This is a genomic window from Williamsia sp. D3, from assembly GCF_000506245.1.
Classification (GTDB): Bacteria; Actinomycetota; Actinomycetes; order Mycobacteriales; family Mycobacteriaceae; genus Williamsia; species Williamsia muralis.
Map to the genome: position 1 here is coordinate 23,111 of NZ_AYTE01000046.1, position 17,336 is coordinate 40,446.

The following is a 17,336-nucleotide window of genomic DNA, read 5'->3' on the forward strand; positions in this document are numbered from 1 at the left end:
GCGAGTGATGGGCGAGGACTTACGCCAACCACTGACCCGCGCCCAGCTCGCTCTATGGCTCGTTCAAGAGACCCAGCCGGGAATAGCGGTCAACGTTGCGCAGTACATGGACCTGCGTGGCCCGCTTGACCATGAGTTGTTCATGTCTACCGGCGTGGAACTCGGCCACTGGCAACAGATGCTCTTCACCCGGTACGAGCACACCGCCGATGGCCCCGTCATGCTCATCGATCACTCACTGCGCGATCGTCCGCATTACTTCGACCTGCGGGCCGAGGCAGACCCCATTGCCAAAGCACTGAAGTGGATGGAGGACGACTACACCCGTCCAACCGATCCGACCCGGGACAGGACCGCCGAGGCCGTCCTCTTCCAGATAGCTGATGATCGCCACTTCTTTTACGAGCGCGGTCACCACCTCAGTTGGGACGGCGCGTCGGCCACGTCGCTACGCAACAAACAGGCGGCCCGATACACCGCACTCCAGGCCGGTCGGGTAGATCCGCTTCCGCCCCGGCCAGACCTGTCCGTGCCCGACCGAGCCGACGCCGACTACCGCAACTCCCGACGGTTCCACACCGACCGAGAATATTGGCTTGGCGAGCTCGACGGTCTGGAAAAAGCTACGGTTTTGGCACTGCGCCCGGGACCGCCGCACCCGGTGAGCCATCGCATCACCGGTGCATTACCGCTGCCCACGAGCGAACAGATCAAGGCAGTCGAGGCGTCCCGACGAACCACGTTGCCTGCCGTGGCGACAGCGGCGATCGCCGCATATGTCGCGCGATTGCGCAATATCGACGACGTCACCCTGAGTCTTCCTGTCGCAGCGCGTACAACCGCGGCGCTGCGAGACACACCCTTGCCCGTCAGCAATGTGCTTCCACTGCGGACCCGGGTGAGCTCAGATACCACCGTCGGCGACGCACTGGCAACCACACAGGCCGCGCTCATCGGTGCCCTTCGGCACCAGCGCTACCGATTTGAAGACATCCGGCTCGACACTGCCACACGCCGACCCAACGGAAGCGTTCTGAGCCTGGCCGGTTACGGCGGTCCACCGATCAACCTCATGCTGTTCGACCGGACGATGAACTTCGGCGACTGTGTCGGCACATTCCACGTGCTGACCACAGGCCCAGTCGAAGACATCGCCTTCAGCCTGTACTACTCAGGTGCCATCGCCCCTGAGAACCTGCGCTTCGACATTCAGGCCAATCCGAATCGGTACACCCGCCCCGAAGTCGAAGACATCCATCAGCAACTGCTCGCCATGATGGGCACGTTTGTGGATGCGCTTGCACACGAACCCGACTCGGTGATCTCCGCCTTGCCGCTCGTAGGCTCAACCCAGGCTGCCAACGGGTCTGCCGCACCACCTCGCCGCGAGAACCGTCCACATCAGGCGTCGACGCAATCCCACTCGGAGCCGCACACCGTCGTCGATCGTGTGCTGGCCATGGCGGACCGATACCCCGTTCATCCGGCGATCGTCTCTGGCTCGAACACCACCGACTACCGCCAACTCGTAGCCCGCGCAATGGCCATCGCTGCGGAACTGCAGACGCGGGGAGCCGGCCCCGGCACCCGGGTAGCCGTAGTGGTGCCGCGGAGTGACCGCACTCTCATCGCACAGCTGGCGGTTTTGATGGCGGGTGCCGCATTTGTCCCCGTCGACCCGGACTACCCGGCGGCTCGTGTCTCGATGATCCTCGAAGACAGTGCACCCAGCATGGTGCTGGTCACCGAGGAAACCGCGCACCTTGCCGATCCGAGAGTGGAGCGAGTCCGCGTAGACGTCGACTATCCGCAGTCCTCGTGGCTGCCAGGTCGCATGAAGAAGGACGATCTGGCCTACATCATCTACACGTCGGGCTCCACGGGACGGCCCAAAGGTGTTGCCGTCAGCCATCGGTCGGTCCGCGCGATGCTGGACGCGTGCGCCAGCATCTATGAGCCGGGTGCCGGCGACATCTTCAGCTGCACGCATTCCACAGCATTCGACTTCTCGATCTTCGAGATCTTTGCAGCTTGGACTGCCGGCGCCGGCGTACTTCTGATCGACAGCGAGACAGTTCGCGATCCTCATCGGCTGTGGCAGTCGTTGGTGGCGGGCAACGTAACGGTGTTGTCGCAGACGCCGTCCGCCTTCATTCCACTTGCCGAGGTCGCGGCCGAATCAAATGCTCCCGAATCGTTGCGTCACATCGTATTCGGTGGGGAAGCACTGCATCCAAACTCACTGCAGACGTGGTTCGGCCGATACGGCGATCGAGTTGCGCTCACCAATATGTATGGGCTGACCGAGGCGACAGTGCACGTCACCGCGCAGCGGGTCGGTGGACCCGGCGGCCGCTCCTTGATCGGACAACCCCTCGGCGGACTGCACATCGAGGTATTCGATCAGTGGTTGCGCCCCAGTCCTGTTGGGGTCTGGGGCGAGATGTACGTCATGGGCGAGCAGATCGCGCAAGGATATTGGGATAACGGCGCACTCACCGCAGCCCGTTTTGTCGCCGCCGCCGACGGTAGCCGGTGGTATCGGACCGGCGATGTGGTCCGGAGAACGCACGACGGAAACCTCGAGTATCGTGGCCGCGCAGACAATCAGGTGCAACTACGCGGCTACCGCGTGGAGCTCGACGGGGTGGCCGCAGCTCTGCGATCAGCACCAGGTGTCACCGATGCTGTTGCTGTTGTTCGTGATTCCGGCGGAACCGGCGGTGGTGTGCTCACCGGCTTTGTTCGCGGCACCGACATGGACCTGGACGCCGTTCGCAGATGGTGTGCCACTGTCCTTCCCGCCTTCGAGGTCCCCGACCACTTGATGGCCTTGGCGGAATTTCCCCTCACCCCCTCTGGCAAGGTCGACACCGCTGCGCTGCCCGCTGGTGAACGCCATCACGTCACCACGCCAGTTGACCTCGACCCGGTCCTTGCCACAGTCGTGAGCGCTGTCGCAGAGGAACTCGGCGTGGACTCCACCACTGTTGATCCCGCGGTGGGCATCTTCGCCTCCGGCGTCAATTCACTTGGCGCAATGAATGTTTCGTTGGCACTGGGACGGCGTACCGGCCATCCGGTGTCTGTCCGATCGCTCGTGGAAGCGCCAGACCTGGTCGCCGTTGCCGATCAATTACGCCAAGCACCCGTGGCAGGGCCGCAAACGGGCCCCGCTCTCGTTCCGCGGCAGAGCGGCATTCAGCGGATCCCGTTGACGCCACAGCAGGTAGCACTGTGGCTGCGATGGCAGCTCGACCCGGCCGATACCAGCTACAACTTGTCGGCGGCCATTCGCATCGATGCCGCGGTGGCGGAAGAGCTGCCGGCGGCTATCACGTGGATTGTGCGCAGACATGAAGCACTACGTACATATTTCCCGCACGACGACGCCGGTCCGTACCAATCCGTCACGGAACCGGGTGATGTCACAAACGATCTCAGCCCGACCCCGGTCGGCAATCTGCCTGACGCAATGGGAAAACTCGGTAGGCCGCTCGATTTGGCAAGCGAGCTGCCGTGGCGCATAGCCCTGTTCGATGTGAACGGCGAGCTGTGGCTCGGGATCGTCGTTCATCACATCGCGGCCGACGGTCGATCAGTGCACATCATCCAAAGCGACCTCGCCCACTACCTCGCCGGCGACGATCGAGATGACTCCGCCATCATCGGGTACCCCGATTACGCCCTCTGGCACCGAGATATCGGCGCGGGTGCGGCAACCGAACTCGAACGCTTCTGGCAGACAGTGTTCATCGACCCGCCGTCGCCACTGCGGCTTCCCGGCGTGCAGCCGCGCATATCGGGGGTGCGCGGCACCAACAGCGTCGCCGTCACCCTCGACTCAGATCTGTACGGGGCGCTTACAAAGTTCGCCGCCAGGTCACGAACCACCCCGTTCATCACGATTCATTCAGCTCTCGCTGCTGTTCTGAGCCGGCAAAGTGGCAACCCTGACATCGTCATCGGAACTGCAACTTCGGGCCGCACCGCAGAAGTCGCTGATGTGGTCGGAATGTTCGCACGGACAGTCCCGCTGCGCACCCGCGTCGACATCGAACAATCCTTCAACGCTCTCGTCGCCGATGTCACCGGGCGCGACCTCGACGCTTTTGCGCATGCCGACCTGTCACCGTCGCAGTTGGCGTACATCGTCGACCCCCACCGTGACGCCACTGACGCCCAGCTGTTCGATGTCTTTCTCGCAGACATCGACGCCGATACTGTCCCGCCCGGCGCCTACGTTCCGCTGCCCCCGGCGCGATTCGGCCTCGACTTCTCGCTGGTTCGCGAAGCAGGGGAAGACGCATACGAGTTTCGGCTGAGTTTTCCTACCGGAGTGACCGATACCGATCGCGCGCAGGCGCTGCTGAGCAGCGTCGTCGACCTGCTGGCGAATGCCGTCCACGCCCCCGAACTGCCCTTGTATGAACACTTTGTCGGAACACAGAACGTCGCGCCTGCACCGACCACGGCACATGTCGAGTCGATGTACGACCTGATTGCCCGGTCGGTGCGGACCTTCGCTGACTCGGTCGCACTCGAAGACCAGGAGTTGGGTCTCTCGCTGCGATACCGCGACCTGGATGGTGCGAGCTCCGCTTTGGCTCGCGCGCTGATCAATCGCGGTGCAGGACCCGGTGACAGCGTTGCCATTCTGACCGGTCGATCCGCGGTGTCGGTTGTTGCGATGTGGGCGGTGGTGAAGTGCGGCGCAGCGTTCCTTCAGTTGAACCCGAACGATCCGTCAGCCCGCAACGCGCTCATCACCGAGACCGCGGGGGTGCTCCTCGGCATCCGAGGACCCGGCATCGCGGCCGGAGGAATCGACATCGAATGGTTAGATGTCTCCGTCGAGTCTCTCTCTGCAGCTGCCGGCGAACCGTTTTCGGTAGACGAGCGCACCCGGCGTGGGAACATTGACGACGTGGCCTACGTGACTTTCACGTCTGGCACCACCGGCACGCCCAAGGGCGTAATGATCACCCACCGAGGTGTGGCCCCCTTCGCGAACGACGTTGTCGAGCGCGTTGGCCTGCGCCCCGACAGTCGGGTGCTGCACAACTACAACCTCACCTTCGACGCCCACCTCATCGAGTTGATTCCCACGATGATGGCGGGAGCTACTGTTGTCATCTGCCCACCCGGCATCGTCGCCGGCACAGAGCTTCGGGACATACTGATCGACCGCGCCATCACGGTGTTTTTCTCCACCCCGTCAGTGCTCGCCACCATCAGCGCGACCACCGTCCCGGGATTGGAATGCGTGATCGTCGGGGGAGAAGCACTGTCACACAACCTTGCTGAGCAGTGGGCAACACGCACCCGGCTGGTGAACTTCTACGGGCCTACGGAAACGACGGTGGCTGCGACCGGTGACGCGCCGGTCGATCCGACAACTCCGATCACCATAGGCGTCGGGTTGTCCGGGGTGTCCACCCTGATCCTCGACAGCCATTTACGGCCGGTACCGCCTGACACGATCGGCGAGCTGTACCTCGCAACACCGGGCTTGGCTCGAGGCTATGTGGGCGACAGCGTTTCAACATCGCTCCGGTTCGTCGCGAACCCCTATTCGGTTGCTGGGGAACGCTTGTACCGCACTGGTGACCTCGTACACCGCCGCGGCGATGGCCGGATCGTCATCCACGGTCGCGTCGACGATCAGATCAAACTTCGCGGTATGCGCCTGGAACCCGCCGAGATCAACGCTGCGCTCTTGGCACTCGATGGTGTGCGAGGCGCCTACACCGGCGTGATCAAGAACTCCGCCGGAGAGCACGTCCTGGCCACGTGGGTCACCGCCGAGCGTGACGTCGAGATTGAGTCCGGCACACTTCGCAAGCAGTTGAAAGCGCTACTGCCACAACGACTGGTTCCGTCGTCGGTGATAGTGATCGACGAGTTCCCGGTGACGGTCAATGGCAAAGTCGATCGGCACGCGCTTCCGCGTCCAGAGTCGGTCAACAGAGCAATGCGTTCGCCGGGAACCCCCACCGAGCTGATGGTCGCGAAGGTCTTCGCAGACGTAGTCGGTGTTGGCGTCGAAAAGATCGGTCTGCATACAGACTTCTTCGAACTCGGTGGAACGTCGCTGTCGGCCACGCGGGCCGTGAGCCGATTGACCGAGCACACCGGACGTGCGGTTGTGGTGCGCCACTTGTTCGAAGCGCGCACCGTAGTCGAGGTCGCCTCGATGATCGACGAGTTGGTGCCGACCAACGAGGCAATTGTTCCGGTGCATCGTCCAGACGCTGTCGACCTACCGCTTTCCTACTCTCAGAGAAGGATGTGGATCCTCAACCGGCTCGATCCTGAGTCGACCGCGTACACGGTGCCGGTGGCCCTACGCATCAACGGGTCGCTCGACGTCGATGCTTTGCTGACCGCAGTCACCGAACTCGCCCGGCGGCACGAGTCGCTGCGCACCGTCTACCCCGAGACACCCGCCGGGCCCTACCAACGCGTGCTCTCGCCCGAAGCCGTCGAGATGACTGCCTTCACGAGCATCGCCCCCGATCAACTTGCTGACCTTGAAAGGGAGCTGGTGTCAGCACCTTTCGACCTGACCACCGCCCCGGCGTTTCGCGCCGAAGTGGTCGAGATCGCCGGACGGAACGAATGGCTGTTGTTGATGGTGATGCATCACGTGGCCATCGACGGCTGGTCGATGCGCACCCTGCTGGCCGATTTGGTGCAGATCTATCAGTATGGTCCCGGCCGTGTTGCTCCTGCGGAACTTACCTACGGTGACTACACCCTGTGGCAGCTCGATTGGCTCGGCGAACCGGACGATCCGACGAGCCGCTACCACCGCCAGCTCGAGTTCTGGCAAACCACGCTGGACGGGGCAGGCGAGCCCATCGCTCTTCCCTCTGGTACCGGTCCCCGGCGGTCGGGTGGTAGGCATCAAAAGACCATCGGTGACTACGTGATCGAAGGCCTGACGTCGCTAGGTGCCGAGGAATCGGCGACTGTCTTTCACGTCGCCCACGCCGCACTCGCGGTTTTGATGGGTTACGCCACTGGGCGCGACGACGTGGTGATCGGGTCGCCGGTGCTCGGACGCCCGCACCCGGCCTGGGAGCCTGTGGTCGGCATGTTCGTGAATACAATTGCTCTGCGAACGCGGACGAGCAAATCGTTCACCGTACGGCAGGTGCTTCGCGAGGTTCGCGACGTCGCCCTTGCTGCCGCCAGTCATGGCGATGTGCCCTACGACGCGGTCGCCCGCGCCGTGCGCCCAGAACACCACGGTGCGGCCGATCCGCTTATCTCAGTGCTGCTCGTGGACCAGGACTACGCGTCGATGCTCGACCCCGGTGCGGAGCTGAAGATTCCGGGGGTCGATGTCGAACTGCTTGGTCGTCCAGATGCCTTGGTGGGGGCCAAGTTCGATCTCGAAGTGCTGCTGTCACATCGTCCAGGTCAACCGTTCACAGTCACGATGATCCATTCCGAGAACGTCGACGGTGCTTACGTGCTCGGGTTACTGCACGCACTTGTAGACATGCTGAGCGCCGCGGCCACCGACGCCGATGTTCCGTTTGCCGCCCCCGGTATAGCGCAGACCGACGCTCCGGCGACCACTCACAGAGCGGCGCTCGCGAGCCCGACCGTCGACCGCAGCCTTGCCCTCGAGGTCGCCGATGCGATGGCATCAACCCTCGGGGTGGCGACCGACGAGGTCCGGATTGGTGACGACTTCTTCTCCCTCGGTGGCACGTCGCTGTCGGCCACCCAGGTGACGGCGCTGCTCGGTCAACGGCTGGGGCACACCGTTCCCGTGCGGTTGTTGTTCGATGCTCCGAGTCCGCTGGCTCTGGCGGCCGCGCTGAGCGTCGAAGCCGACAACGTGGCGAGCATGCTCCCACCGCTGACGGGCCTCGGCGCGGTGGATGTCCCGGATCCTTTGCCGTTGGCACCGACCCAGCGGCGGCTGTGGGTGGTGCAGCAACTCGAGCCCGAGACGTCGATATACCTTGTTCCGATCTTGGTGCCGGTTCCCGATGGCATCAACGACGCCGATGTGCGCGCGGCCGTTCAGTACGTAGTGGACCGGCACGCGCCACTGCGAACGAGCTATCCCACGTCGCCGAGTGGCCCCGTGCAACGGGTCCACCAAGACTATGACGTCGTTGTACATGAGGTGACCATCGGCGGGGTCGAACCCGAAGATATTGCCAACGAACAACTTTCGACCCGGTTTGATCTGCAGGCTGCGCCGCCGATCCGTTGGTCGCTCTTGTCGGACTCATCGGGAAATCGCGCGCTGCTCGTCGTTGCGCACCACATCGCCGTGGACGGCAGCTCCGCGCGAATCCTTTCGCAAGATCTGACACGCGCTCTCGACGGAGTCCGATCACCGCCTTTGGTAGTCGACTACGCACAAGTCACTGCATGGCAACTGGCTGCCCAGGCGCGGGTCGGAGAGCGACAGCAGGCGTTCTGGGCTCGGCAGCTCGCGGGATACCCAGGGGTCCTCGATCTCACCGCGAACCGGCCCCTTGAGCGGACAACGGTGACGGCTTCGCATTCGCTGGAGATCAGCCCGATGACTGCCGGGCAGGTGGCGGCAGTGAGTGCGCGCCTGAATGTCACCGAGTTCCACGTTGTTCATGCTGCTTTCGTCATGGCGTTGTCGATTCAGGCGGGCACCGACGACATAGCGATCGGCACGCCCGGATCGCTCCGTCAGCACGTGGAGACGTCTGACATGGTCGGAATGTTCGTCTCGACCATCGTTCTTCGCACGGTGATCGAGCCGGGCATGAGCACCGACGAACTTTTACATCTGGTGCGGCGCACTGACCTTGACGCACTGGACAACGCATTGGTGCCTTTTGACGATGTGGTTGCGCTTGTCGATCCGCCTCGTGATCCGGGTCGCCACCCCCTGGTGCAGGTCGCGTTGTCGTACTTGGCCGACAGCGCTGCGGTCTCCGCGATGGGTTCGGAGTTGGCCGGAGTGATCGGAAGCCCCGCGAGCGAGTTCGACCTGCAGCTGACGGTGGGCAATTCGGGTGATGGTCTGCGTGCGGTCTTCACCTATGCCACGGATCTTTTCGACGCGGCAACCATCGAGACCATCGGTAAACGGTGGGAGCTGGCCCTGGAGTCGATCGCCACACCCGCGCCGGTGCTTCTGGACCGGATCGATCTGCGTTTGGGCGCGGAGCGCCGGGAGACTTCTGAGCCGACGAATCCTTCCCGGCGCACTCTGAGCGAGATCTTCGCATCCACGGTGCGCGCACATCCGTCTGCGGTCGCGATCGACTCACCGTCGGGTTCCATGACTTACCGGGAGCTGGACCTGTGGACGTCGCGCATCGCCACCCATCTGCGGAGCAACGGCGTTCCGCGTGGTGGCCGTGTCGCGGTGGTCTTGCCTCGATCAAAGCAATCGGTGGCGATGTTCTGGGGAGCGGTGAAAGCCGGTGCGGTGTATGTCCCCATCGACCCGCACTATCCACCCGACCGCGTTGAACAGATGCTCCGGCGCGCCGATGCCGACCTCGTGATTCGTGAAGGCGCCGTGCCGAACATTTCGACCGACGTCTTGCTCGACACGGAGATCCGGTCCAGGTCGACGTCTTCGCTCGACGACTCGGTTGCCATCCTGTTCACGTCGGGCACCTTGGGTCAGCCGAACCCCGTGGCACTGACCCATAGGGGGATGGAGAAGTTCACCGACGGCAGTGTGTTCGACATTCACCATGACGATCGGGTCGCTCACGCGGCCAATATCAGCTTCGACGCCTCGATCTTCGAGATGCTGCTGGCCGTGGGGCCGGGCGCCACGCTGTCAATCGTCGATCCTGACGTCAGCGGTGGTCCTGGCGCCACTGCGGAACTCGCCACGCGCCATGCCACCTGGATGTTCGCCACCCCCTCGGTGCTGGCAACACTCGACGAGAACCAGTTGCCCGACCTGCGAGACATCGTCATCGGTGGCGAGGCGTGCACCGGTGAACTCGTGCGTCGGTGGTCGCCTGGACGGAGATTGATCAACGGGTACGGTCCGACCGAAACCACGATGTGCGTCACCGTGCACGAGCTGACCCCAGGCGCCCCCATACTCATCGGCAACCCGCTCGAAGATGTAGTGGCAGAGGTCTTGGACACTCATCTGCGTCAGGTCCCGGACGGTGTCGCCGGTGAGCTCTACCTCGGCGGACCAGCGCTGGCACAAGGCTACTTCAATGACAACCCGCTGACCGCAACACGTTTCGTCGCAGGACCAGGTGGCCGGCGGTGGTATCGCACCGGAGATCTCGTGCGTCGAAGAAGCGAGGGTCTGCAGTATCTCGGCAGGATCGATCATCAGGTCAAGATCCGAGGACAACGAATCGAGCCCGCCGAGATCGATCTCGTCCTCATGAGCGCCGGTGCAAAATACGCGGCGACGGTGGTGATCGAACGACCCACCGGGTCAGTGCTCGTCTCGTACGTCGTCGGTGTCGCCGATGACGATGTGCGGCGACTGCGTGCACACTGCGCGGCTACATTGCCGAGCGTGATGATTCCCGCCCGCATCGTTGTGGTCGATGAATTGCCCCGCACCGGCGCCGGCAAACTCGATACATCGAGGCTGCCGGCTCCCGACTGGGACTCCCAGATCGGGGGTCAGCCGACCACCGAGCTCGAGCACATCATCGTCCGGACCTTCCGCGAGCACCTCTCGGTTGACGCGATCGGTGTGGACGACGACTTCTTCGTTGCGGGTGGCGATTCGCTGCTCGCGACTCGGGTGGCAGCTGCACTCGAGGAACAACTCGGCCGACGAATTCCGGTGCGCGCGTTTTTTTTCGAACAACCAACTCCACGTGGCTTGCTCAGCTTCTCGAGAAGCTGCCCCGTGAAGACCGCCGGGTGCTTCCGGCTCTGGGCTCATTCTCCGATGAGGGCGATATCCCGTTGGCGCCCAACCAACGTCGACTCTGGTACGTCCACGAGATGCTCGCCGGATCGTCTCTCTACACCGTTCCGATCTATGTTCCGGTGCCGCCTGAGGCCGACAACGCCGCCATCGTGCCCGCCATCGAGACCCTGATTCGTCGCCACGCGCCGCTGCGAACCAGCTACCCAGCGACGCCTGCTGGTCCGCGACAGGTGGTGCACGAAGACTTCAGGCCCCGAATTTGGCACGTGACCGAGGACGAAAATGCGGCACGGGTGACATTCGACGAGGTCACTGCCCCATTCGATCTGCACACCGAACCACCGGTTCGCGTGGTGGTGTTCCATCACCCAGATGCACGCGGTGTGCTGTTCGTTGTTCATCACATCGGTGTGGACGGCGACTCGGCGCAGGTGATCGCGGCTGACCTCACCGCGCTGCTGCGAGGTGAACAGTTGCGACCGCTCACTGTTGAGTTCCCACAGGTCGCCCGATGGCAGGCGGCCGTGAATGCCGAAGTGCGAGAGGAACAGCTGCAGTTCTGGACGCATACGCTGGCCGGGTATCCCGGTGTTCTCGACCTCACACCTCACCGGCCGCGTGTGCGCTCACTCGCGACCGCGTCGATGACGACCGATGTCGATTCTGCTGTATTCGAACGGATTTCGACAATCCTCGAGCGCCTGTCGGTGACCGAGTTCCATGTAGTCCACGCAGCACTTGCTCTGGCGCTGTCGATCCAGAGTGGCACCGATGACGTCGCCATAGGCACACCTGCGTCGATGCGTCGGCACATCGACGTCGCGGACATGGTCGGCATGTTCGTCTCCACTGTGGTGCTCAGGACGGTCCTCCGAACTGGTATGACCTCACACGATCTCGTCAACGCCGTGCGCGATGCCGACGTCGCTGCGCTTGAGAATGCACTCGTTCCCTTCGATGAGGTGGTTGCAGAGGTCGACCCGCCACGCGACCCCGGCAGGCATCCGCTCGTCCAGGTCGCGTTGTCGTTCGCTGCCGGGCAGAGCGCTAGTAATGTCGGGCTGCCAAGTCCAGACAGCGAGTTCGATCTGCAGGTGACGGCCGTACGCGAGCCTGGGGGACTTGCGGTGACGTTCACCTATGGGACGGCGCTGTTCGATTCCGCGCAGATTGAACAGTTCGCCCAACTCTTCCACGCAGCACTTGATCTGGTGTCCGCCAGCGCACCGATGTCCCTCGATCACTTCGACATTCGATCCTTCCTGCAGCCACAGATAGGAACCGCCGCCACTGGCGCGACTGTGCGGACACTCGGTCAAATCTTCGAGTCCGCCGTGACTGCGAACCCGGGCGGGATCGCCGTCACGGACGACTCACGGACGTTGACCTACCGGGAACTCGATGATTGGGCTGCGGTGGTCGCCGAGACGCTGGTGGCCACCGGCGTTCGTTCGGGCGACAGCGTGGCGATGATGATCCACCGATCGGTGGAATCGGTGGTCGCGCTGTGGGCGATCGTCAGGGTTGGTGCGGTGTATGTGCCGATCGACCCCGGATATCCCACAGCTCGAATCAACCGCATGCTCGAGACCAGCAGGGTCACCACAGTGTTGTCGACAGACACGCTGATGCCGCAGCCTATCGGACCGGTCACGCGCACCGACTACGCCGTTGTGCCTCCTGACGCCCCGGCGTACCTGCTGTTCACCTCTGGAACCACCGGCGCTCCCAACGGCGTTGCTGTGACACACCGTGGATTGTCGAAGTTCACGGACGGCACCGTTCTGTACATCGGCCCGGACGACCGCGTCGCCCATGCCACCAGTGTCAGCTTCGACGCTTCGCTCTTCGAGATCTTGCTGGCCGTCGGTCCCGGTGCCACGCTCGAAATCATCGATGCAGCAGCGGTTGCCGGACAGTCGGCCACTGAACAACTGGCCGCGCGAAACATCACCTGGATGTTCTCCACGCCGACTGTCTTGGCGACACTCGATGAACAGCGTTTGGCCAATGTGCGAGGCATTGTTGTCGGTGGAGAACCGCTGAGCCCAGATCTGGCATCACGGTGGGCCCGCGGCCGCCAACTGCTGAACGGATATGGTCCGACCGAAGCGTCGATGTGCGCGACGATTTTCCGCTGTGACCTCGATGGTCCGGTACTGATCGGGTCGCCACTCGACGACGTCACCGCCGTGGTCCTCGACACGCATCTACGTCTGGTTCCCGACGGCGTCGCCGGCGAGCTCTACCTCGGTGGCCCCGCTCTCGCGCAAGGATATTGGCGAAATGCGAAACTGACCGCGTCCCGCTTCGTCGCCGATCGGCACGGCAGCCGCCTCTATCGCACCGGCGACCTCGTACGGCGTACTCCGCTCGGAATCGAATACCTCGGTCGGACAGATAGACAGGTCAAGATCCGCGGGCAGCGCGTGGAACTGTCCGAAATTGATTCGGTGTTGATGGCGGCCGGGGCACAACAGGCGGTCACCCTGGTGCTCGGTGCTGCCGGCCGGCGGGAACTCGCTTCCTATGTGGTTGCTGACCAAGCTGATGCGATCGTCCGTCAACTGCGTGACCGATGCGAACGGGTGCTTCCGCATCACATGATTCCGTCCACCATCACGATCGTCGACTCGCTGCCCAGAACTCCGGCAGGCAAGCTCGACACCGATGCATTGCCACAGCCGGTGAGGGAAGCCGCGGCCGGGGGAGAACCGCGCACGCCGACCGAGAAGACGGTCGTGGAGATATTCCGAGACGTCATCGGACACAATGACATCGGCGTGCACGACAGTTTTTTCGATGCCGGCGGCAATTCGCTGCTACTGCTGGACATTGCTCGCGGGATCACCGAACGACTCGGTGTACCGGCGCCGGTCGCGACCTTGTTCGACCACCCGTCGCCGGCCATGCTTGCCGCGGCGATCGACTCTGCCCGGGATCTGTCGGAATCTCTCGGACAGATATTGCCGCTCTCCGACGCCGCTGACGTGGGTGTGCCGCCCATCTGGTGCGTGCATCCCGCCAGTGGCCTCGCGGCCGACTACCGAGCCTTCGCGCAGTCCGTCGAACCCGTGGCCGTATTCGGTTTGCAGATGCCAGGTTTAGCCGACCCCAACGCTCCGACGATGGCCTCGTTGGAGCAGCTGGCAGCACGTCACATCGACGCTGTGCTGACCGTGCAACCCGAGGGCCCGTACCGCCTTCTCGGCTGGTCGTTGGGAGGCACCGTTGCTCACGAGATGGCCTCCCAGATGTCGCGACAAGGCCTAGAGGTCGAACTTCTGGTATTGCTCGACGTCAACCCAATTGTGGATGAATCGAGTGAGACGGTCGAAGCAGCGATCGCGTTGGACCCAGTCCTCGCCACAGCACTGCGTGGCATCGACCCTGTTCTCTTCGACGACTATCAGCGTCGACGGACCACCCTTCTGCACGCCGCGGCGGCGTATCGACCCGAACCCGTACAGGTGGGCACGGCGATCTATTTTGCGGCCCAAGACAACAAGCAGATCTCTCGATGGGAGCGAGTCTCCGGCACGCCGATGGTGTACGAAAAGGTCAGCTACGATCACGCAGATTTGGGAAATCCGAACGCAATGCTCGAAATCGCCGAACGGTTGGCATTGTTGATGCCCGACATGTTCATACACAACAAGGGGAAACGGTGACCGTAGCCGGCGAGACGCCACGCGACAACGATGAAGTCAAACCACGGCGCGGTGGTCGTCGGCGCTGGATTGTCGGCGCGATCCTGCTCCTGTTGTTGATCATCGTGGCTGCAGGAATCTACGTCGGCTACCTGGCCATGAAGGTCAAGGACGACATCGAAGCTGCGCGGTCCCAGGCGACTCAAGCCCGCGAGGCGATCCTCGACGGCGACGTTGCGAAAGCGACCGCAGCGGCGGCGGCGGCCGATGACAAGGCGGAGAGCGCGACGTCAAAGTCCCACAATCCGGTGTGGGCGGTCGCCGCAGCGGTGCCCTGGCTGGGAAGCCCGCTCGACTCGGTGCGGGAGATGACCGATGCCGTGCACGACCTGACAAGCGATGTCCTCGTGCCCACCGCGGAGCTATCCGAGGTGATCAACCCAGATTCGCTGCGCAACACTGACAGCGGCATCAACGTCGGAGCGCTGGCCAACGCGCAAGCACAGCTTGCACCAATCGCTGACAGCGCAGAGTCGATCAACGAGGACGTACGAGGCATAGACAGCAGCTGGCTCGGCATGGTCGGCGACGCCAAAACCGAATTGTTCGACCAGACGGATGAGACCGCGCGATTTGTCCGAGGCACCGACACCGCGGCTCGCCTCCTGCCGCCGATGCTGGGTGCCGGCGGCGATCGCTCCTACTTCCTCGCCTTCCAGACACCGTCGGAGGCACGGGCTACCGGTGGACTGGTGGGGGCGTTCGGCATTGTCAATGCGCGCGACGGTCAAGTCAGTGTCGAAGACATCGGTACAAACGCCGAATTGCGGCCACCGAGGACGCCGTCGAACTTCGGCCCCGAGTTCAACCAGATGTTCGGCTTCAACAAGCCGTACACCGATTCGCGAAACAGCAATATCAGCGCCCACTTTCCTTACGCCGCCCAGATTTGGATGAACATGTGGCAGCAGCAAAGTGGTCAGCAACTCGACGGAGCGATTGCACTTGATCCAGTGGCGTTGAGCTACATCCTCAAGGGCACCGGCCCGATCACCCTGCCCGACGGAGAGAAGATCACCGCAGAGAACGTTGTTCCCATCACGTTGTCGACGTCATACGAACGCTTTGGCGGGGACAATGCTGCACGCAAGGCGTACCTACAGGAGATCGCACGCACAGCAGTGACGAGTCTGTCGTCGGTGCGCGGCGATGCCGGACAGATCCTCGAAGGACTTGGCCAAGCGGTTCATGAGCGACGAATCATGATCTACAGCTCGACGCCCGACGAACAGAAGCTGCTGGAATCGACCAATCTCGGTCATCAGGTAGCCGAAACCACATCCCCGTACGCCAATGTGGTGGTGCAGAACGCAGCCGGAAACAAGATCGATTACTACCTCAAACGCGAGATCACCTACACCGCAGGCGAGTGTGACGCCGATACCCGTGAGAGCACCGTCAAGGTGAAATTGACCAACACTGTGGAAGACATGACGTTGCCGCCGTACGTGATCGGCCACCTGGGCAACGTCCAGAATGTTCCGAACGGCACCAACATCGCGGTAGTGCAGATCGACGGGACCGCCGGCGCCACGCTCAACTCGGTACTGGTGGACGGACAGAGCAACTTCTTCTCTTCGGGGACGGAGCTCGGGCATCCCGTCAGCTTTTCGCAAGTGATGATTCCGCCGGGCAAGTCGGTCACGGTGGAATTCCAATTCACCGAACCCACCAGCGCCACCGGACCTGCGGTGGTTCCGGTGCAACCGTTGGTCGACGACCCGGTGGTGCGAGTCGATGTTCCCGAGTGCCGTTGATGGTCGTCACGTTCCTGGCCGCACCGTGAACGAGGCACCCGATAACGCAATATCGGTGTCGCAATTGATCAAGCGGTTCGGTGATGTGCTGGCGGTTGATCACGTTGACCTCGACGTGCCTGCGGGCACTGTTCTCGCTCTGCTCGGACCCAACGGCGCCGGTAAGACAACAGTCGTGCGAATGATCAGTACCCTCATCAAGCCGACGTCGGGTTCGATCACGGTTGCCGGAATCGATGGCGTATCGAATCCGCACGATGCCCGTAGCCGGATGGGTGTGTCTGGCCAGAACGTGGCGGTCGACGACATGCTGACCGGTCTCGAGCAGCTCACGATGGTTGCGCGGCTGGCCGGATTCAACAGGGCAGCGGCCAAGCGCCGGGCCGCTGAACTACTCGACCAGTTCGACATCGCGCACGCTGGCAAGCGGCGAGTCGGCTCGTACTCCGGCGGTACTCGGCGTCGCCTGGACCTTGCCGGTGCAATCGTGGCAAAGCCGCCGGTGGTAATTCTCGACGAGCCGACGGCCGGGCTGGACCCGGTCAGTCGGACGGTGCTGTGGAAGGCGGTCCGCGACCTGACCAACGACGGCACCTCGGTCTTGCTCACCACTCAGTACCTCGAAGAGGCCGATCAGCTCGCCGATCAGGTGACGGTTCTCCTCCGGGGCAAGGTTGCGGCCCGGGGAACGCCCGACGAGCTCAAACAGAGCGTAGGTAGTTCGGTGGTCCGGCTGACGCTGGCCGATGTCGGGGCAGCCGATCGCGCAGTCGGGGTGATGGCGTCAGCCGGCGTTACCGACGCAGTAGTCGACGGCGGTGTCGTGAGCTTCAGCGCGCAAGAGGGCAGCAGTGCAATGGCGACGATGATCGCTACGTTGACCGGCGAAGGCGTTGCAATCGTTGATGCTTCGGTGCAGACCCCCACGCTCGATGACGTGTTCGTCAGCTTGACCGAAGAGCGATGACGATGAGGGAAAGCACAAGC

4 protein-coding genes are annotated in these 17,336 nt (G+C 63.1%); all 4 read left to right on the forward strand.

Features of this window, described 5'->3' with window-relative positions:
* Window positions 1-7 precede the first annotated feature (7 nt).
* From W823_RS59130 to W823_RS52710, 4 genes are read left to right on the forward strand one after another with little or no spacing between them, the layout of a single operon-like run.
* Complete coding sequence (locus W823_RS59130) at window positions 8-11,053, forward strand: non-ribosomal peptide synthetase (protein WP_161634044.1); 11,046 nt, start codon at window positions 8-10, stop codon at window positions 11,051-11,053.
* Window positions 10,957-14,553 carry a non-ribosomal peptide synthetase gene (locus W823_RS52700; RefSeq protein WP_023962226.1) on the forward strand — a complete coding sequence of 1,199 codons (3,597 nt, stop codon included), beginning with the start codon at window positions 10,957-10,959 and terminating at the stop codon, window positions 14,551-14,553. Before W823_RS59130 ends, W823_RS52700 begins: the two co-directional genes overlap by 97 nt.
* A complete protein-coding gene (locus W823_RS52705) occupies window positions 14,550-16,349 on the forward strand; it encodes a DUF4012 domain-containing protein (protein WP_023962228.1) in 1,800 nt (599 codons plus the stop codon). The genes W823_RS52700 and W823_RS52705 overlap by 4 nt, the downstream gene beginning before the upstream one ends.
* A gap of 55 nt (window positions 16,350-16,404) precedes the next feature.
* Window positions 16,405-17,316 carry an ATP-binding cassette domain-containing protein gene (locus tag W823_RS52710; RefSeq protein ID WP_235189661.1) on the forward strand — a complete coding sequence of 304 codons (912 nt, stop codon included), beginning with the start codon at window positions 16,405-16,407 and terminating at the stop codon, window positions 17,314-17,316.
* Window positions 17,317-17,336: the final 20 nt, after the last annotated feature.